The sequence below is a fragment of the Magnetovibrio sp. genome (assembly GCF_036568125.1).
Taxonomy (GTDB): domain Bacteria; phylum Pseudomonadota; class Alphaproteobacteria; order Rhodospirillales; family Magnetovibrionaceae; genus Magnetovibrio.
Genome location: NZ_DATCTF010000011.1, coordinates 23,846 through 41,072 on the forward strand (window position 1 = coordinate 23,846; position 17,227 = coordinate 41,072).

Sequence of the window (17,227 nt, forward strand, 5' to 3'; positions counted from 1 at the left end):
TTTGCTTTTTAGTGCTTTTTTATGTTAACGTTGAAAAGATAAGAGTTGTAAATTTGTTAATCTTGTAAACATTCTTGGGCGAGCAAAAATGGTCAAAAACATCATGCTGGGCACGCGTTTGCGTCGATTGCGTAACGATCGCGGCCTCAGCCAAGTCAAGCTGGCGGACCAGTTGGGCATCTCGGCCAGTTATCTCAACCTGATCGAACACAATCGCCGCACTTTGACCGTGCCTTTGCTGCTGCGTCTCAGCCAAATCCTCGAAGTCGACCCGCAGGTTTTCTCCCCCCAGCAAGAAAATCTGCTCAGCGCGGAAATCTCCGAAGTCCTGCAAGATCCCATGTTCGAGGATTTGCAACTCAGCGACAGTGACATCGGCGCGTTGGTCGCCGACACCCCTGAATTGTGCCAAGCCGTGCTCAAAGCCTTTGGCGCATACCGCAAAGCCCATGACGATTTACAAATGGTCAGCGAGCGCCTCGCCCAAGATCCGGTGATTTCGAACGCCGGGTACCGCCTGCGCATGCTGTTGACGTCGATCCTGTCGTTTTCGGAAATTCTTCACGACACCGACGATTTGAGCGAGAACGAACGTCACGACTTTTCGAAAATCGTGATGAACGAGTCGGAGAATTTATCCGAGGCCGTCACCGACATGCTGGGCCTGATCACCGGCGATGGGCTGATGGACGTGGCCGGCGGGTTGTCGCCCACCGAAGCCGTGACGGACTTCATACAGGCCAACAACAATTACTTTCTGGATTTGGAAGAGGCTGCGACCGAGTTGCGTCGCGAAGCCGGACTGGACAGTCCCGCCCCGCACATGCGTCTTGCCGGGTTCTTGCTGGAAAAGCACGGTGTCAGCGTCGAGACCGCCGCCCCCGACATTCACGAGACCACCGCCACCGTTTACGACAGCGAGCGGCGGCAGTTGATCGTGTCGCGTGCCTTGCCGCTTTCCAGCCTGAACTTCCATCTCGCCTTGTTTGCCGGAAAATTGTCGTTCGGTGCGCAGTTCGAAAAGCTCGTCAACGTACCCGAATTGCCCAACGAAGCGGCGCGCCGGCGTGGCATTGCAGCGCTGGCAAACTATTTCGCCGGGGCGTGCCTGATGCCGTATGACGACATGTTGGCGGCAGCGGAAGCAACACGATACGACATCGGCCAGCTGCGCCAGCAATTCGGGGCCAGTTACGAACAGATTTGCCACCGTCTCACCACATTGCGCAGCCCCACCGCGTCAGGCATTCCGCTGCACATCATCCGCGTTGACGTGGCGGGCAACATTTCCAAACGCTTCAGCGCGTCGGGTTTGCGCATTCCCAAATACGGAAGCGCTTGCCCGCGCTGGGCCGTTCATCACGCGTTCATGACGCCGGGACAAATCCGCACGCAGCTGGACCGCATGCCGGACGGGTCGCGCTATTTCAACGTCGCGCGCACGGTGAGCAAGCCGGTGTTGCACCATGGACAACCGCAAAGCCATTATTCGGTGAGCATCGGATGCGAAGTCAGCGATGCGCGGCGCATGGTCTATGCGAACGGCATCGACATCGACCACGCCGACACCGCCGTGCCGGTGGGCGTGGCATGCCGATTGTGCGAACGTCTCGACTGTGCCCAACGCGCCGCACCGCCACCGCCGCAGGCCACCGCCGCAAACGCCCAACGCGCCCGCAACATTTCACCGGGCATCGGCGATATCTAAGGCTTTGGCGGCATAACGCTCAGTGCCGCGACCATCGCCTGACCGAAACTCAATCCTGCGTCACCCGGTGAAAGGAGCTCGGGCGACAACACCTTCATCCCTTGACCCTCAAGCGCGACCGTCAGCCCTTGTTTGACGACGGCGTTGAAAAAGCATCCGCCACTTAAGCCGACCGCGTTCAAGCCGGTTCGTTCCCGCGCGCGAAGAACCCAATCGCTCAGCGCTGCGATCAATGTACCGTGAAAAAGGTTTGCCCCGGCGGGGGCCTCCATTCCGACCAATGCCGCCAACAATCCTCGCATATCGAGATGATTGTCCGCCGTAACCGCCCACCCGCCGTCGAGAACGTCCGGCGATGCAACCATTGCCTCCAGCGCCATCGGCGCCTGGCCTTCAAATTCGGAGACTTCACACACTTTGAGAAGCCCGCACGCGGCGTCGAACAAACGTCCGCAACTCGACGTTTTTGGACTGTTCAAGTTGCGTTCAATCATTTCGGACAACATCGCCGCATGCGGCTGGTGGGGATAGTAGGCGGCGATCTCGTCACCCCGACCCAAGGCGTACAAAGCCGCAGCCCCCATGCGCCACGGCTCGCGTGCAGCAACGTCCCCGCCAGGTTGAGCCAAAAGATGCAATCCGCCGAACCGCTCATAGGCAGCCCCGTCCACAACCAACAACTCGCCCCCCCACGACTGGTCGCCCGGCCCCAAGCCGAACCCATCCAGCGCCAATCCCAAAAGCGGTTCATCGCAACCGTGCTCCGCCGTGACCGACGCGATGTGCGCATGGTGATGTTGCACCGCTATGGTGGGACAGCCCAATCTTTGCGCAGATTGAGTTGAGTGAAAATCGCGATGCAAGTCATGTGCGCAAGCGGCGACTTCGCTGTTACCGCCTGCCATATCCAGAAGCTTGTTCAACAAGCGCTCATACAGCTCGACCGCTTCGAGCGTTTCCATGTCACCGGCTGGCACGGTGACGAACGCCTTGTCACCCTTGATCAAACACAAGCTCGCCTTGAGATGCGCGCCCACACCCAACACCGTCGAATAGGACCGGTCCAGATCGATCACCGTGGCGATGTCCGCGTCGACCATGTCAATCGACCTCCAATTCCTTGACCCGCATGTCGTCGCCATCCGTCACCTGGATGCGATGCCCGCCGCATTTGGGACACGGATCGACAAGGCTCGAAATCGCGATGTGCTCCATGCAGTCATGACACCAAGCCTGACCGGGGGTTCGGATGATTTCCAATTTTGCGCCATCGGCGAGCGTGTCGCGAATCACGGCATCGAAGCAAAACGCGATTGCATCCGGATCGACGTGCGACAGTTCGCCGATTTCCAGCCACACGGTTTTGACCTTGGTGTAGTTCTGGGTGGCGGCTTGGTCTTGCAAGATTTGCAGCACGCCCTCGGCCAGCGACATTTCATGCATTGCGGACCTCCAACGTGCAACGGACACAAGGATCGACCGCCAAGACGTGCAGCTCCGCCGCCGCGTTCAAAGCATCGGGATCGACTGCCGCGGCCCCCAAGAGCCCAGTCGCCACCACGCCATCATTTAAAAAATTCAAATCGGTCGGCGCATCGATCACGTAGGTTGATATCTTGCCGTCCTTGACGCTTACAGTATGGGTCAATGCGCCACGCGCCGTTTCCACCGTCGCCGTACCTGCACCGTTCGCGTTCGGATTGAATTCTCGACCAGAGCATGGATGAAGCTCCCCCACCGCGTTCAACAACGACACCGGCAGACTCCGCATGTCGGCAAACCGCGCCAACAGCCGCGCACGCAACCCCGCGCCGAACGCGATCCGTGCGGCGGCGACATCCGCGTCGTTCCAGTGACGCGACAACGCCCCGCTTTCGGGCGCGACACCCTCGCCGAGCGCGCCAAAACCGTTGAGACCGCGACGGTCCAAAGCCGCCACCAGGGTCTCGGCAAGACCGCCTGGATCGAACGTCTTTGCCACGACATCCTGCAGATCGCACAAACGCGTGCGCAACGCATCTTCGTCCGGGCTCATCGCCACGCCACCAATGACCTTCCAATTTTGTCCATCAAATAGATCGGCTTCCAATCCGGCCTGCGCGGACAATGCCGCGCGTGCCACTTCGACGGCGGGGGGCATGTCGAGCACGCGCGGCCAATCCATGCATACGCGTAAAAGCGTTTGGGTGAGCATTTCGGCTTCGCGCAGAATATCACGCGCCGCGCGGTGCGGTGCGGCGACGTTCACGCCGCACGCGTCTTCCAAGGCTTCGAGCCCGGCCACGGTTTGCGCCATGGCGCACAGTGAAAACACCCGCCCCAACAGGCCAACCGTTTCTTCGGGCGTACGCCCGGCGAAGACCTTGGCGACGCCGCGCGGACGGGTGCTGTCAATCTTAACCGCAGAGACCTGGCCCGCAAGGGTAAGGAGGCGCACGTTGATGTGCCCTGCGAAATCGCTGCCGATGGCGTTGGTCATTTGCCTCGCTCCGGCAATTGAATGTGCTGCGTCCTACCACCCAAGCCGTGAACCATGTCGTGAGCGCGCACAGCGACGGTCGTCACGTTTGGGGGAATGCGCACCCCGCCCAACGAGCGAGTGAACGGCTGTTCGTCGACGTGTGGGTGCGCCAAAATCCGTGTGCCCAAAACCGTGCCATCGGGGGCAACGATATCATAAGCATCGGCGTAGTGATCCCAGCCTTCGTCGGCGTGGCGTACGGTGACATCGAAACGATAGATACCGCCCGGCGCCGGCGCCGCGCGCACGTCGAGCACATCGGCTTCGCCCGCCCAAGCCTGAGCACCATACAGCAACGCGAGCAAACTTACTGTCGCAACGCGATCAGCCTTCATCGTCAAGGGCCTCCAACATGACATCGGGACAATCCGTAAACACCGCATCCACCCCCCAGGCGAACAAGTCCTTCGCTTGATCGGGGTCGTTGACGGTGAACACGTGCAGCCGCGCACCATGAGCACGCACATCGCGCACCAGATCGGGGGTCACGAACGGCGCATAACAATGCAGATTGACGCACCCAAACCGAGCCAAACGCGCACGCCAATCGGGCGGCACGGCATCGCATAGATAGCCCAGATCAACGCCCGGCATCTCGGCCGCAAATTGTTCCAGGGCCAACGGATTGAACGACGACACCACCAGCGCCATGTCCGCGCGCCAGACGTTTTTAAGTGTGTCGCAAATGGCGGAGACCGTTGGCGCTTCCCAACCCAGCGTCGGCTTGAGTTCCAAGTTCACACTGAAACCGCGATCTGCGGCAAGTTCCAACGCTTGTTCCAAGGTCGGGATCCGTTCGCCCGCGAACCTGACGTCGAACCAACCACCGGCGTCCAACGCCTGAAGCTCGGCCAGGGTTTTCAAGATCACCGGCCCTTGGCCGTCGCTACACCGGTTGAGTGTTTCGTCGTGCATCAGCACCGGCACGCCGTCGGCGCTGATGGTGACGTCGAATTCCACCGCCCGTGCGCCCAGCGTGGCGGCCTCGGCGATGGCCGCCAGGGTGTTTTCCGGCGCACGCTTACTGGCGCCGCGATGGGCGATGATTTTGGGCAGGTAGCCAGGGCGGTGGTCGGACATATCGGGGTCTCGTCAATTCAGGCCAACGTTGACCCGAGTATGACGGACAACTGCACCACAGAGCAAATCTTATAGGCGGAAAAAACCCGCCGGATGCGTACCGCACCCGACGGGTTCAAAAGGAAGACCGTACACGTCAAACAGTCCCGTTTCAGGCCCTGGTCAATTGGCCAAATTCGGGTTGCCGACGTTGGGCACACCCTCCACACCGACAATGCCGGCGGGCAGTTCGTGGGCGATACCTTTGTGGCAATCGATGCAGGTCATGCCGTTATCGATGGCTTCTTCGTGACGTCCACGAGAACGTTTTTCTTGCACCACGAAGTCCATGAATTCGAAGTTATGGCAGTTGCGGCATTCGCGGGAATCCGTTTCCTTCATCACCTTCCACACGTTCTTGGCCAACTCCAGTCGCTTGGCTTCATACTTTTCGCGGGTGTCGATGGTGCCGAGGAAATGGTGCAGCAACTCGTTGGAAGCTTTGATCTTACGCGCCATTTTGTGCACCCAGGTTTTCGGCACGTGGCAATCGGGACACGTCGCGCGCACCCCGGTGCGGTTTGAATAGTGAACCGTTTCCTTGTATTCGCGGTACACGTTGGCTTCCATCTCGTGGCACGTTACGCAGAACGTTTCCGTGTTGGTAAGTTCCAACGACCAGTTGAAGCCACCCCAAAACATGATGCCGACAAAAAAGCCGGAGACCAGGAGTGTGCCCATGGCGTATCGGGCCGTGGGGCGGCGAAGCTGTTGCCACATCCGGCCCAGGAAGGAGTTCGGTTCTTCGTTCGAGGCGCTCATGGCTCAATCCCCTCTCGCAAGTGTGTGCTGCCCCCTATGCGGGGCGTCATCTCGAATATCGCTACGGCGCGTGTCACTTCAGGTCGATCGACGACGTAAACGTGTTCGGCACCAGCGCATTGGTTTCGGCCTGCGGAACATGGCACTGGTTGCAGAACCAGCGGCTTCCGGACACCTTGTTCAGGCGCACGCCCGTCGGGCTGACGTAATGCGTTTCACTGATCTTCGGTGCGTTGGCTTCAACGTTCTGCGGCCAGTCGTGACACCCCAGACACTGATTGGCCTTCAGATCGATTTGATACTTTTCGATCTTGTGTGGAATCAGCGGCGGTTGCTGACGATAATTGCGCGTAAACCGCTTGCCGGTATCTTGTTTGGTGATATCGGCCGCGCCCGGTTCTTCGTCGAGCGCCGTCTGCCCGCGCAACGACGTCACCCCTTCTTCGGCGTATGCGGCGTGGTTCATGCCAAACGCCGACACGGCCACAACAGCTATCCCCACCGCCATCACCTTGATCCAAGTCTTCATGACCAGTCTCCCTTTCTAGCCTAAGTAGGCAAAACCTCTCCGGCCGGGTTTTCACGCCGCGTGCCGGTCCGTTGAAATTGGTATGCTTTCCTCATCCACCTCGCCCTTGGGCGGGTCGTTGCGAAAGCGGACATCAAACGAAAAAACATCTTTGGCGCACACATCGATGCAGCGCCCGCAGTTGGTGCAATCGCCAGACAAGATCACCGGCCCGATAGCCGAGCCTGCGCCGCGTAACGCTGGGGTGATCACGTGGGGTTCGGGGCACACCGCGAAGCAATCCATGCAATCGTTACAGGCTTTGCGGTTTTGCGCCGAAACCCGCGTCAAGCTAACCGACCCGATCAAACCGTAAAACGCCCCCATGGGGCACAAATGCCCGCACCAGCCGCGCCGGCTGACCACCAAGTCGAACAGGAAGATCGCCAGCGCCACGGTCCAAACATAGCTGCTGCCGAACACCAAACCGCGATGCAGAATGGTGACCGGATTGAGCATTTCCCAAGCCATCACCCCGGTAATCAAGGCCGTGACCATAACCGAAGCCAAAATCCACAACCGTGTTTCGCGCACAGGCTGCCAGCCCTTGGGCAGGTCGAGGCGCTTGGCCGCCCACCGCGACGCATCGGTGACGATGTTCATCGGACACACGAACGAACAGTAACTGCGTCCGCCGACCAAGACGTAAACCGCCAACACGACTGCGGCACCGATCAGTGCGCTTGCGGCGGCGACGTGGCCCGCCAGCAAACTCTGCACCAAAATAAACGGATCGCTCAGCGGCAACACGCCTAAGGTGAGGCTAGACGTCAGGTTGCCTTTGACGATCCACACACCCGCAAGCGGGCCAGCCAGAAACAAGCCCAAGATGCCGAACTGCACCGCGCGGCGGATCAGCAGCCACTTGTGTGCGACCAACCAGCCTTTCGATTTCACCGCATCGCGTCCGGGATAGGCTTTGGTACTCATTTGAGACCTCCCCCCAAATTACCCGGCATCCGGTCGGGAAGATCGACGATGCCTTGAATCAGGGCTTCACCCTTGTTTTCCTTTTCCACCCAGCCGAGACGATAGTGCTCACCGATGCGGCCCTTGGCCAAATGACGGGGAAAGACGCGGATGGCGGCAGTTTCCAAAACACATGAGCGTTCACACTTACCGCACCCGGTGCACTTGTCCGAATGCACCGTGGGAATGAAGACAGCGTGCTTGCCGGTGCGCGGGTTGTGCAGCATCTCCAACGTGATCGCTTGGTCAATGGCCGGGCACACCCGATAGCACACGTCGCAACGCAATCCTTGGAAATTCAGGCAGGTTTCCTCGTCCACCAACACCGCCAGCCCCATGTCGGCGTCGTCGATGTTGGTGAGGTTCGGATCCAGTGCGCCGGTCGGGCACGCCTTGACGCACGGAATGTCGTCGCACATCTCGCACGGTGCGCGACGGGCAACGAAATAGGGCGTGCCCACCGGCACATCTTCGCCGACATCGGCCAACCCCAAAGTCGGATAGGGGCAATCGCGCACGCACAACCCACAACGGATACACGCGGCGAGAAAGTCGCTTTCCGCCCCCGCCCCTGGTGGACGCAAAGCCTGCGCGGGCAGTGATTGAGCCTGACGGGCGAACAATCCCACCACCAAGCTGAGCGCACCCACGCCCCCGGCGGCCCTGGCGACATTGGCCAAAAACCGGCGGCGCGACTGCACGCTCTTGGTGGATGTGGATGGTTCGCCCATAATCGAGCCCTACCCCTTAGCCGTTAAGCCCGCACCACGCGGCACGCGCACTTTTTGTAATCCGTTTCCTTGGAAAGCGGATCTGTGGCGTCGAGCGTGAGCTTGTTGACCAATTGCCCCGCATCGAACCATGGCATGAACACCAAGCCCCGAGGCGGTTTGTTGCGGCCGCGCGTTTCGACGCGGGTGGTCACTTCGCCACGTCGCGTCTGCACCTTGACTTCCTGACCGCGTTTCAGGCCGCGATCCTTGGCGTCGTCCGGATGCATGTAGATCTTCGCATCCGGGAAGGCGCGATAGAGTTCCGGCACACGCCGAGTCATAGAGCCGGAATGCCAGTGTTCCAACACACGCCCGGTGCTGAGCCACAGATTGTATTCGTCATCCGGGCTTTCGGCAGGTGGTTCGTACGGCGCAAAGATGATCGCCGCACGGCCATCGGGCTTGCCATAGAACTGCACGCCCGTTCCGGCTTCGACATGCTTGTCGTAACCTTCGCGGAACCGCCACAGGGTTTCCTGACCGTCCAACACCGGCCAGCGTAGACCGCGAGCGTTGTGATAGGCGTCGAACGGCGCCATCTCGTGACCCTTTTTGGGTCCTTTGTACTGGAACTCGCGATATTCCTCGAACAGGCCCTTTTGCAGGTAGAAACCGAAGTCCTTGGATTCCGAGTTGTTGTACACATTGCCTGCGTTGTCGGTGATGTCTTGCAGCGGAAATTTGTCCGTGTGGCCATTTCTGAACAACACTTCATAGAGCGTCTTGCCGCGATGTTCCGGCTTCAACGCCAGCAGTTCCTCGGGCCAAACCTCCTCGACCTTGAAGCGTTTGGAGAATTCGACCACTTGCCAGACGTCGGATTTCGCCTCGCCCGGGGCATCGACTTGTTGACGCCAGAACTGGGTGCGTCGTTCGGCGTTGCCGTAAGCGCCTTCTTTTTCCATCCACATCGCCGTGGGCAGTATCAAGTCGGCGGCCATCGCGGTAACGGTCGGATACGGGTCGGATACGGTGATGAAGTTTTCCGGGTTGCGATAGCCGGGATAACCTTCTTCGTTCATGTTCGGCGCCGCTTGCATGTTGTTGTTGCACTGGACCCAGTAAGCGTTGAGCTTGCCGTCCTTCAACATGCGATTTTGCAGCACGGCGTGGTAGCCGGGCTTGGGCGGAATCGTGCCTTTGGGCAAGTCCCAGGTGGCCTCGGCGAAATCGCGGTGCTTTTCGTTCATTACCACCAAATCGGCCGGCAAGCGATGAGCGAAGGTGCCGACCTCGCGCGCCGTGCCGCATGCCGACGGCTGACCGGTAAGCGAGAACGGGCTGTTGCCCGGCTCGGCGATTTTGCCCATCAACAGGTGAACGTTGTACAGCAGACCGTTCACCCACACACCACGGGTGTGCTGGTTGAACCCCATGGTCCAATACGACGTGACCTTCTTGTTGGGGTCGGCATAGAGCTGCGCCAACTTCTCAAGCTTTTCAGCCGGAACACCGGACATTTCGCTGGCTTTTTCCAACGTATATTCCGACACCATGGCGGCGTATTCGTCGAACGAAATTTTGTTGAACTTACCTTTATCCGGATTCTTCGCGGCCTTTTGCAGCGGATGTTCGGGACGCAGCCCATAGCCGATGTCGGTGGTGGTGGCGTTGAAGTTGACGTGCTTGTCGATGAAGTCCTGATTGTAGGCTTTGTTCTGGATGATGTAATTGGCGATGTAGTTGAGGATCGCCAGATCGGTTTGCGGGGTGAAGATCATGCCGTTGTCGGCCAGTTCGAAACAACGATGTTCGAAGGTCGACAGCACGTGCACTTCGCAACCCGGACGCGTCAGGCGCGTGTCGGTCAGGCGCGACCATAAGATCGGGTGCATTTCCGCCATATTGGCGCCCCACAGCACGAACGCGTCGGCGTGCTCAAGGTCATCGTAGCAACCCATCGGTTCGTCAATGCCGAACGCCCGCATGAACGCACCCACCGCGGACGCCATGCAATGGCGCGCGTTGGGATCGATGTTGTTGGAACGCATGCCCGCCTTCATGAACTTGGACGCGGCGTAGCCTTCCCAGATGGTCCACTGGCCGGAGCCGAACATACCCACCGAGGTCGGGCCTTTTTTCTTCAGGGCCTCTTTCCACTTTTCGGCCATGACGTCGAAGGCCTCGTCCCACGAGACTTCTTCAAAATTGCCTTCTTTGTCGTATACGCCGTTGGTCTTGCGCAACAGCGGCTTGGTGAGGCGATCCTTGCCGTACATGATTTTGGACAGGAAATAGCCCTTGATGCAGTTCAGGCCCTTGTTGACCGGTGCGTCGGGATCGCCCTGGGTGGCGACGACGCGGCCTTTCTTGGTGCCGACCAGAACGCCGCAACCGGTTCCGCAAAAGCGGCACACGCCCTTGTCCCAGCGGATGTCATCATCGGGAGATGCCGCCGTGGCGACATTGACGCCCGTTAACGTGGTGCCCGCCGCGGTTGCTGCGGCCAGGGCGGCTTGGGTCTTGATGAAGTCCCGCCTTGTGATGCTCATGATACGTGCTCCCCTTCGCCGTGATCTTCTTCGAAATGGGTGTAAACAAGAGAGGCGCTCAGCACCCCTGCGATGGTTCTGAAGGAATCAAAAACTTGTGCCGCCTTGCCGTCGTCCGGATTGTCGACGGTGACGACCAAGCGGCCGTCCTCCGTGACTTTGTGCACCTCAGCGCCGTCCAAAGCCTCGACGGCGGCTTGAACCGATGCGGCGTTTTCCGGTACGGCATGGATAACCAGACCCGTTATGCTCACGACTGTTCCTCCCGTTGAACTGAAACGACTTCGACCGCGCCAACCGGGCACGGCGCAACACACGCCCCGCACCCTGTGCAGGCGGATGGATTGACAATGGGGTGGGCAACGCCGCCCACGGCCAATTGAAAGCGAATAGCGCGGGCATCGCAGCGATCGCCGCAAACCCGGCAGGTGACTCCGTTTTGCGACAAACATTCCGCCCCGAAACGCGCCACGATGGCCCAGGGTTCCGCGCGATAGATGTCGTCTGCGACAATCGCGCCCGGCTCGCACACCTGCGCACAATCGCCGCAAAACGTGCAAGCGCCATTTTGAAAATCGATTTCGGGAAAGCCGCCGCCACCCTGCACAATCACGCCCTCAGCGCAAACGCTGAGGCATTCGTTGCATTGGTCACATGCGTCGAGAAAGGTTGCTTGCGGTGCTGACCACGGCGGTCGTATCACTGGACGGGCCGGATTGGCCAAACGCCCCGTAAACAACGCCCTACGGGATATCGACACCTGCATGGATGGCTCCCTGGTCATGCCCACAATGACTTGGTTCCATACGCGCTGGCGTCCTGAAACCGTTTCCCGTTTTTTCCTGAGGATTGCGACTTTGTCGTTCAGACCAACAGGATTCCCGAACATTCAATCTTTATAATATTCAAGACCGCGCCGCCTTGACCACGGTCAATATTACCCTCAATTTTAATGTGGAAACTATACAAAAATAGAACACGCCATCACCTAAGCTACTCATGGATGCATATTCCCGGTTCACATGGAGCGAGAGCGTGTTTTAGAGGCGCGACCTTTCTGCAATTGGTTGTTCGCCCACATAATATTGTATTATTATAGAGCCACGCGGGGGCGCATCCATAACAGTGGGGGCTGAAGGGATAAGCGCAATGCGAAATACATGTCGCACGATGCGTCATATTTGGCGTAACGCGTTTGCCGCGATCTCGTTCTTCATCGCAACGCTGATTTCCACTGTCGCTCTGGCCCAAGACGTCCCCATGACCTTGGGACTGATTCCGCATATGGCAGCCACGGACATGGCCCATCGCTTCAAGCCCTTGTCCGATTATCTGAGCCAAAAAATCGGTCGATCTGTCGAACTCAAGCTCTACAAACATTTTGAAGGGCTGATGGGCGACATTGGCGAAGGAAAGGTCGACATCGCCTTCCTTGGCCCCGTCCCTTATATCCAAATCACAAAACGCTATGGCCCCGTGCCCATCTTGGCACGAACCGAAATTTCAGGCCTGACGGGTTTCCACGGTGTGATCTTCGTTCGCAACGACAGCCCGGCACGCACCATTTCGGATTTGCGTGGTGCGCACTTTGCGTCCGTCAGCCGTTTCTCCACGATGGACTTGCTGGCGCAGGCGATGATGATCGACGTCGGCGTTCCTATTTCGGAACTTCCCCCACAACAATCCTTGGGCAGCCATCAAAATGTTGCCCTAGGGGTGCTGGTCGGCGACTTCGACGCGGGCTGTGTGAAACAGGATGTATTTGACCGGTACGCCGATCGCGGACTGCGCAAGCTGGCCGACACGTCCACCGTGCCGGAACACATTTTTGCGACCAACAACCACATGCCGCAACAACTGGTTCAAGCGCTGCGTCAGGCGTTTCTTGATATGAATGACAGCGCTGAAGGACGCTCGGTCATGCGGCAAGTGAACACGGAAATGACAGCGATGCGGCCCGCGAGCGATCCAGATTATGACGAATTGCGCCGCCTCCTGAGCTTGCTTGAAGGGAACCTCCTCCATTGAAACGCTATGTTTCGAATTGGCGCCTCAGAGCCGTATCAGCGCTGGCGGTATTGGTGTTGGTGCTTCTCTCCGCGTTTGTGTTTTTCATGGCCGGCCACTTCAAGTCCGTCATCACCGAACGCGAGCACCTTGCTGCGTCTCATGAGTTGGAGTTGATTGGGTCGTTGATGCGTGAGTCCTTGCTCAAACACGATTATGTGGTCGCGGAACGGTTCGTCACCGATTGGGGCAAACAACACCCTGAGGTGATTCAACTCGAAGCGCGCACCGCAAACAATTTCGTCCTGGCCGAATTTTCCCGCGAACAGATGCCCCCCATGACGCTCACCGTTCATCGTGACGTGATTTGGAACGGGGCATTGTTGGGTAAGCTCGAAATGATCAAGGATGCGCAACTGGTGTCGAGACGGCTGCACGAAATCACCTTTCCGCTTTATCTCGCCGCCATCGTCTTCACCCTCACTCTTGGCGGGGCGGCGTGGATGCTTTTGACCCGCATTGCCGTGTATCCATTGGAACACGAAATCGCCGAACGCCAAAAAATCGAAAGAGAACTGGTTCTTGCAAAAGAGGCCGCCGAAATCGCCAGCCAAGCAAAGACCGAACTGCAAGCCAACATGAGCCATGAGCTGCGCACGCCGCTTAACGCCATCATCGGTTTTTCAAGCACCATGAAGTCGGAAATTTTCGGCCCGCTGAATGAAAAGTATCTGGAATATGCGACCGACATTCACAGTTCCGGCACGCACCTGCTTGATCTCATCAACGACATTCTCGACGTTTCCGCGGTCGAGGCTGGAAAAATGGAACTGTCCGAAGAAAACATCGATGTTGGCGAAGCCCTGGCATCGACCGTAAGCATGGTGCGCAACCGCGCCGACGAGGGCAATGTCCGCCTCACCAGCGAGACGAACAACCGTGGCGACATGCTGTTTGCCGACAAACGGCGCACAACGCAGATTATTCTCAACCTGTTGTCCAACGCGATTAAGTTCACCCCTGCAGGCGGTCACGTATCCATCACTGCGTCACAAGATGAACTGGGGGCCCACGTCTTCGTCGTAGCGGACACCGGCGTCGGCATGGACGAGCAAGACCTCGCCAAGGCCATGACGCGCTTTGGTCAAGTGAACAACGCCGTGGGCAAGAAACACGAAGGCACCGGCATCGGCCTACCCTTGACCCAAGGCTTGGTCGAACTGCACGGCGGAACTTTCGACATTCAAAGTCAAAAGGGCAAAGGCACGACCGTAACGGTGCGCTTCCCGCCACAAAGAACGGTTACAGCCTAATTGATTGTTTTTGGAAAATGGTGCCCCCAGCCGGAATCGAACCGGCACTCCCTTGCAGGAACGGGATTTTGAATCCCGCGCGTCTACCAGTTCCGCCACAGGGGCACTGTGATGTTTGGTGAACGGACGACATAATACTCAGAGACGCGCGCGGGTCAACACATATAGATATGATATTGAACATGCCCGCGCAGAGGCGAAACGACGGCCAATTGCCCAACGCGCCCAGGGCTGCTATGACCATTGCCGGGCGGGGGAAATTCGCTCGATTTGAACCAACAGCCCAACACCTGGGGAGTTTCCGCCTTGCTGCGCAGCGTCTATGACTGGACCATGAATTTTGCCGCCCACCGCAATGCCTTGTGGGCGCTGTTCATCATTTCGTTTATCGAAAGTTCGGTGTTCCCCATCCCCCCCGACATCCTGCTCATCCCGATGATTCTCGCAAGTCGTGAGAAAGCCTGGAAAATAGCAGCCGTTTGCACCGTGGGCAGCGTGCTGGGCGGCATCGCCGGATACGGCATCGGCTTTTTCCTGTTCGAGCAAATCGGCCGTCCGCTGTTGGAGTTCTATGGAAAAGCCGGAAAATTCGCCGAATTTCAGGAAATGTACAACGCCTGGGGTGCATGGGTGGTCGCCATGGCCGGCCTGACGCCGTTCCCTTACAAGGTCATCACCATCGCCAGCGGCGTGACGGCGCTGAACCTTGGCACCTTCGTCATCGCGTCGGTGCTGTCGCGCGGCATTCGCTTTTTCCTCGAAGCGTGGTTGCTGTGGTATTTCGGCGACCCGATCCGCGAGTTCGTCGAAAAATATCTCGGCATTTTGGTGACAGGCGGATTCGTGGTGCTGTTCGGCGGCTTTATCGCGGTCAAGTTTCTGTTTTAAACGGCCGTTTTTAAGGGAAACGTCACCCAGAAGGTCGAGCCTTCGCCTTCGATGCTGGTGAAGCCGATTTCACCGCCCATTGCTTCGACCAGTTGCTTGGTGACCACCAACCCGATACCGGTGCCTTCGGTCGCCGTTTCCTCGGCACCCAGACGATTGAACACCTCGAACATATGCGTTTGTTTATTTTCCGGAATACCCACACCGGTATCGCGGACCGACAACGTGATAAAGCCGTCGGCACCATGCGCGCACTTGACCTCGACCTCACCGCCTTCGCGATTGTATTTGACGGCGTTCGACAGCAGGTTCAACAGCACTTGGCGGGTGCGCGTTGAATCGACGTAAATAGCCGTTTCGGCATCGACACCGGCACAATCGCTATGCATTTGGATGTTGCGTTGCGCGCCTTGCGTCTGGGTCAAGGCGAGACAGCTTTCGATCAGTTCGTGGACGTTCACGTCCGTCGGTGACAGCTGCAAATGACCGGCTTCGATCCGGGCGAGATCGAGAATTTGGTTGATCAACTCCAGCAAATGCTGTCCCGCGGCAATGATCGTATTGACATGCTCGTCCTGACGTTCCGTCAACGGCGTTTTGGGATCGTATTGCAAAAGCTGAGAAAATCCCAAAATCGCGTTCAACGGTGTGCGCAATTCGTGGCTCATGCTCGACAGAAACTCGGATTTAGCGCGACTGGCCTCTTCGGCTTCGCTCTTAGCGATCTTAAGTTCTCTGAAAACCTGCTCACGTTCGACCAGCGTTTTGCGGAAATCTTCCAAGCCTTCGCTGAGATGACCGATTTCATCTTGGCGGCGGCTCCAGGGAAATTGCACGTTGTAGTGACCTTGGCGAAAGCTGTTGACGAGTTCGCTCATCCCTTCAAGCGGGCGCACCAATCGCACCGAGACGAACACAACGGCGCCGATCATCAAGATCACGTCAACAACGATGATCAGGCTGTAAATCAGCAGCTGACGCAAGGCCCAGTCTTTGTTTTGAAGCGTCAGGGCATGACTGACCTCGACGACCTTGTCCATCGCGACCGAAAGCGTCTTGAACGTCGGCATCGCCACGCCAAGGTACTCTTGTTCGCTAACATCATAACCGCCAAACGACGCATTTTTGAGAATGCTGGCCTGTAGGGGACGTAGCCGGTCTATCAGGTAACGTCGGACATTTTCGATTTGCGCGGAGACCTCGGGATGATCCACGGCTTTTGCATGCTGCTCGACAAACGCCCACAACGCTTCGCCACGTCCACGGAATTCATAAATTTGGCGCAGGGCGTCTATGCTGATCGGCTTGCCCGAGCGCACCCCCATATGAATGCGCGACGATTCCCCGACACCATATTTACGCAACTGCGATCCGTAAAACCGCAACATTTGAAGTCGTGAAACCGTTAAAAGTTCCTCGTTCTCAGCGCCAATTTGACGCTCAATCAGCTGCAACACTTCGGACTCGATGACCGAAAGCAATCGCGATGTTGCCGCCGACCATTCCAACAATATGTTGGTATCGCGCATTGCCAAGGGTTTGGTCAGATTATCGTCCGCGCGGGCACGCACATCTTCCAATTGATCGCACAGCTTTGCCACGCTTTGCGCCAATGGCACTTTAAACGCCTGTTTTTGATTGCCTTCAATGCGCGCCCGCAACTCACCCAAAATCTTGCGGTTTTGATCGATGAATTTCCGGTCCTGTGCAGATATCGGGTGCGGATTGCGCAATATGATGGCGGTCCGCGAGCGTTCGAAATCAAGCGCGCCGAGGGCTTTCATCAGCGTATCGAAAGTTTCTTCCGAAATCTCTGCCTGAATCGCCGCTTGATAGACCTTCCAGGCATCGAACGCACGGTAGCTGCCGTTCACCAACTGCACCAAGCCCAACACCAAGACGATGCCGATCAGGACAAATCGAACGGACGAAAAAAAGCCTGATTTGGCTGGTGTTTTCAGTGTCGAAGTGGGGGTCTTTTGTTCAGTCATGCTTGCTCAGCCATGCCTCGTGTTCATCGCCTTGGCCCCCCGACCAAGTTGTCTCACCACCGCCCCTGCAATACAATTGTATGTGCGTCTGACCTAATATATCAATCAATCGTTTA

General features: G+C 57.9%; 17 protein-coding genes and 1 tRNA gene. 4 read left to right on the plus strand and 14 right to left on the minus strand.

Features of this window, described 5'->3' with window-relative positions:
• Positions 1 to 88 precede the first annotated feature (88 nt).
• A complete protein-coding gene (locus VIN96_RS08500) occupies positions 89 to 1,708 on the plus strand; it encodes a helix-turn-helix domain-containing protein (protein WP_331895422.1) in 1,620 nt (539 codons plus the stop codon).
• On the opposite strand, the gene VIN96_RS08505 is transcribed toward VIN96_RS08500, so the two are convergent.
• The 12 genes from VIN96_RS08505 to napF all read right to left on the minus strand — a co-directional run bounded on the left by VIN96_RS08505 (position 1,705) and on the right by napF (position 11,678).
• Entirely contained in the window at positions 1,705 to 2,808 is a 1,104-nt protein-coding gene (locus tag VIN96_RS08505) for a hydrogenase maturation protein HypF (protein WP_331895424.1), read from the minus strand. The two genes, VIN96_RS08500 and VIN96_RS08505, sit on opposite strands and share 4 nt — an antisense overlap.
• A gap of 1 nt (position 2,809) precedes the next feature.
• Complete coding sequence (gene hypA / locus VIN96_RS08510) at positions 2,810 to 3,151, minus strand: hydrogenase maturation nickel metallochaperone HypA (RefSeq protein ID WP_331895426.1); 342 nt, start codon at positions 3,149 to 3,151, stop codon at positions 2,810 to 2,812.
• Positions 3,144 to 4,187 (minus strand): hypothetical protein, encoded by a 1,044-nt coding sequence (locus tag VIN96_RS08515; RefSeq protein WP_331895428.1) that lies wholly within the window; start codon positions 4,185 to 4,187, stop codon positions 3,144 to 3,146. Before VIN96_RS08515 ends, hypA begins: the two co-directional genes overlap by 8 nt.
• Positions 4,184 to 4,564 carry a hypothetical protein gene (locus tag VIN96_RS08520; RefSeq protein ID WP_331895430.1) on the minus strand — a complete coding sequence of 127 codons (381 nt, stop codon included), beginning with the start codon at positions 4,562 to 4,564 and terminating at the stop codon, positions 4,184 to 4,186. Before VIN96_RS08520 ends, VIN96_RS08515 begins: the two co-directional genes overlap by 4 nt.
• The gene (locus VIN96_RS08525) at positions 4,554 to 5,309 is read right to left on the minus strand and encodes a glycerophosphodiester phosphodiesterase family protein (RefSeq protein ID WP_331895432.1); all 756 of its coding nucleotides are present in this window, start codon (positions 5,307 to 5,309) and stop codon (positions 4,554 to 4,556) included. Before VIN96_RS08525 ends, VIN96_RS08520 begins: the two co-directional genes overlap by 11 nt.
• A 162-nt stretch (positions 5,310 to 5,471) precedes the next feature.
• Complete coding sequence (locus VIN96_RS08530; protein WP_331895434.1) at positions 5,472 to 6,110, minus strand: NapC/NirT family cytochrome c; 639 nt, start codon at positions 6,108 to 6,110, stop codon at positions 5,472 to 5,474.
• Between the two features lie 73 nt (positions 6,111 to 6,183).
• Entirely contained in the window at positions 6,184 to 6,639 is a 456-nt protein-coding gene (locus tag VIN96_RS08535) for a nitrate reductase cytochrome c-type subunit (RefSeq protein ID WP_331895436.1), read from the minus strand.
• Between the two features lie 51 nt (positions 6,640 to 6,690).
• The gene (napH, locus tag VIN96_RS08540) at positions 6,691 to 7,608 is read right to left on the minus strand and encodes a quinol dehydrogenase ferredoxin subunit NapH (RefSeq protein WP_331895438.1); all 918 of its coding nucleotides are present in this window, start codon (positions 7,606 to 7,608) and stop codon (positions 6,691 to 6,693) included.
• Entirely contained in the window at positions 7,605 to 8,378 is a 774-nt protein-coding gene (gene napG, locus VIN96_RS08545; protein WP_331895440.1) for a ferredoxin-type protein NapG, read from the minus strand. The genes napH and napG overlap by 4 nt, the downstream gene beginning before the upstream one ends.
• A 23-nt stretch (positions 8,379 to 8,401) precedes the next feature.
• Positions 8,402 to 10,912, minus strand: a complete 2,511-nt coding sequence (gene napA / locus VIN96_RS08550; protein ID WP_331895442.1) for a nitrate reductase catalytic subunit NapA — start codon at positions 10,910 to 10,912, stop codon at positions 8,402 to 8,404.
• Positions 10,909 to 11,166, minus strand: coding sequence for a chaperone NapD (locus VIN96_RS08555; protein WP_331895444.1), 258 nt, complete (start codon positions 11,164 to 11,166; stop codon positions 10,909 to 10,911). The genes napA and VIN96_RS08555 overlap by 4 nt, the downstream gene beginning before the upstream one ends.
• A complete protein-coding gene (gene napF, locus VIN96_RS08560) occupies positions 11,163 to 11,678 on the minus strand; it encodes a ferredoxin-type protein NapF (protein WP_331895445.1) in 516 nt (171 codons plus the stop codon). The genes VIN96_RS08555 and napF overlap by 4 nt, the downstream gene beginning before the upstream one ends.
• 404 nt (positions 11,679 to 12,082) lie before the next feature.
• On the opposite strand from napF, the gene phnD reads away from it, so the two are divergent.
• Positions 12,083 to 12,940: a phosphate/phosphite/phosphonate ABC transporter substrate-binding protein gene (gene phnD, locus VIN96_RS08565; RefSeq protein ID WP_331895447.1), complete on the plus strand. Its 858-nt coding sequence runs from the start codon at positions 12,083 to 12,085 to the stop codon at positions 12,938 to 12,940.
• Positions 12,937 to 14,232: a HAMP domain-containing sensor histidine kinase gene (locus VIN96_RS08570; RefSeq protein WP_331895448.1), complete on the plus strand. Its 1,296-nt coding sequence runs from the start codon at positions 12,937 to 12,939 to the stop codon at positions 14,230 to 14,232. The genes phnD and VIN96_RS08570 overlap by 4 nt, the downstream gene beginning before the upstream one ends.
• A gap of 18 nt (positions 14,233 to 14,250) precedes the next feature.
• On the opposite strand, the gene VIN96_RS08575 is transcribed toward VIN96_RS08570, so the two are convergent.
• A tRNA-Leu gene (locus VIN96_RS08575) sits at positions 14,251 to 14,337 on the minus strand.
• A gap of 165 nt (positions 14,338 to 14,502) precedes the next feature.
• On the opposite strand from VIN96_RS08575, the gene VIN96_RS08580 reads away from it, so the two are divergent.
• Positions 14,503 to 15,120: a YqaA family protein gene (locus tag VIN96_RS08580; protein ID WP_331895449.1), complete on the plus strand. Its 618-nt coding sequence runs from the start codon at positions 14,503 to 14,505 to the stop codon at positions 15,118 to 15,120.
• Here VIN96_RS08580 and VIN96_RS08585 read toward each other — a convergent pair.
• A complete protein-coding gene (locus VIN96_RS08585; protein WP_331895451.1) occupies positions 15,117 to 17,111 on the minus strand; it encodes an ATP-binding protein in 1,995 nt (664 codons plus the stop codon). The genes VIN96_RS08580 and VIN96_RS08585 overlap by 4 nt on opposite strands.
• Positions 17,112 to 17,227: the final 116 nt, after the last annotated feature.

Excerpts from the sequence above, each read along its gene's own strand:
- VIN96_RS08500 (WP_331895422.1), top strand. The coding sequence starts at position 89 with ATGGTCAAAAACATCATGCTGGGCACGCGTTTGCGTCGATTGCGTAAC.
- VIN96_RS08505 (WP_331895424.1), bottom strand. The coding sequence starts at position 2,808 with ATGGTCGACGCGGACATCGCCACGGTGATCGATCTGGACCGGTCCTAT.
- hypA (WP_331895426.1), bottom strand. The coding sequence starts at position 3,151 with ATGCATGAAATGTCGCTGGCCGAGGGCGTGCTGCAAATCTTGCAAGAC.
- VIN96_RS08515 (WP_331895428.1), bottom strand. The coding sequence starts at position 4,187 with ATGACCAACGCCATCGGCAGCGATTTCGCAGGGCACATCAACGTGCGC.
- VIN96_RS08520 (WP_331895430.1), bottom strand. The coding sequence starts at position 4,564 with ATGAAGGCTGATCGCGTTGCGACAGTAAGTTTGCTCGCGTTGCTGTAT.
- VIN96_RS08525 (WP_331895432.1), bottom strand. The coding sequence starts at position 5,309 with ATGTCCGACCACCGCCCTGGCTACCTGCCCAAAATCATCGCCCATCGC.
- VIN96_RS08530 (WP_331895434.1), bottom strand. The coding sequence starts at position 6,110 with ATGAGCGCCTCGAACGAAGAACCGAACTCCTTCCTGGGCCGGATGTGG.
- VIN96_RS08535 (WP_331895436.1), bottom strand. The coding sequence starts at position 6,639 with ATGAAGACTTGGATCAAGGTGATGGCGGTGGGGATAGCTGTTGTGGCC.
- napH (WP_331895438.1), bottom strand. The coding sequence starts at position 7,608 with ATGAGTACCAAAGCCTATCCCGGACGCGATGCGGTGAAATCGAAAGGC.
- napG (WP_331895440.1), bottom strand. The coding sequence starts at position 8,378 with ATGGGCGAACCATCCACATCCACCAAGAGCGTGCAGTCGCGCCGCCGG.
- napA (WP_331895442.1), bottom strand. The coding sequence starts at position 10,912 with ATGAGCATCACAAGGCGGGACTTCATCAAGACCCAAGCCGCCCTGGCC.
- napF (WP_331895445.1), bottom strand. The coding sequence starts at position 11,678 with ATGCAGGTGTCGATATCCCGTAGGGCGTTGTTTACGGGGCGTTTGGCC.
- phnD (WP_331895447.1), top strand. The coding sequence starts at position 12,083 with ATGCGTCATATTTGGCGTAACGCGTTTGCCGCGATCTCGTTCTTCATC.
- VIN96_RS08585 (WP_331895451.1), bottom strand. The coding sequence starts at position 17,111 with ATGACTGAACAAAAGACCCCCACTTCGACACTGAAAACACCAGCCAAA.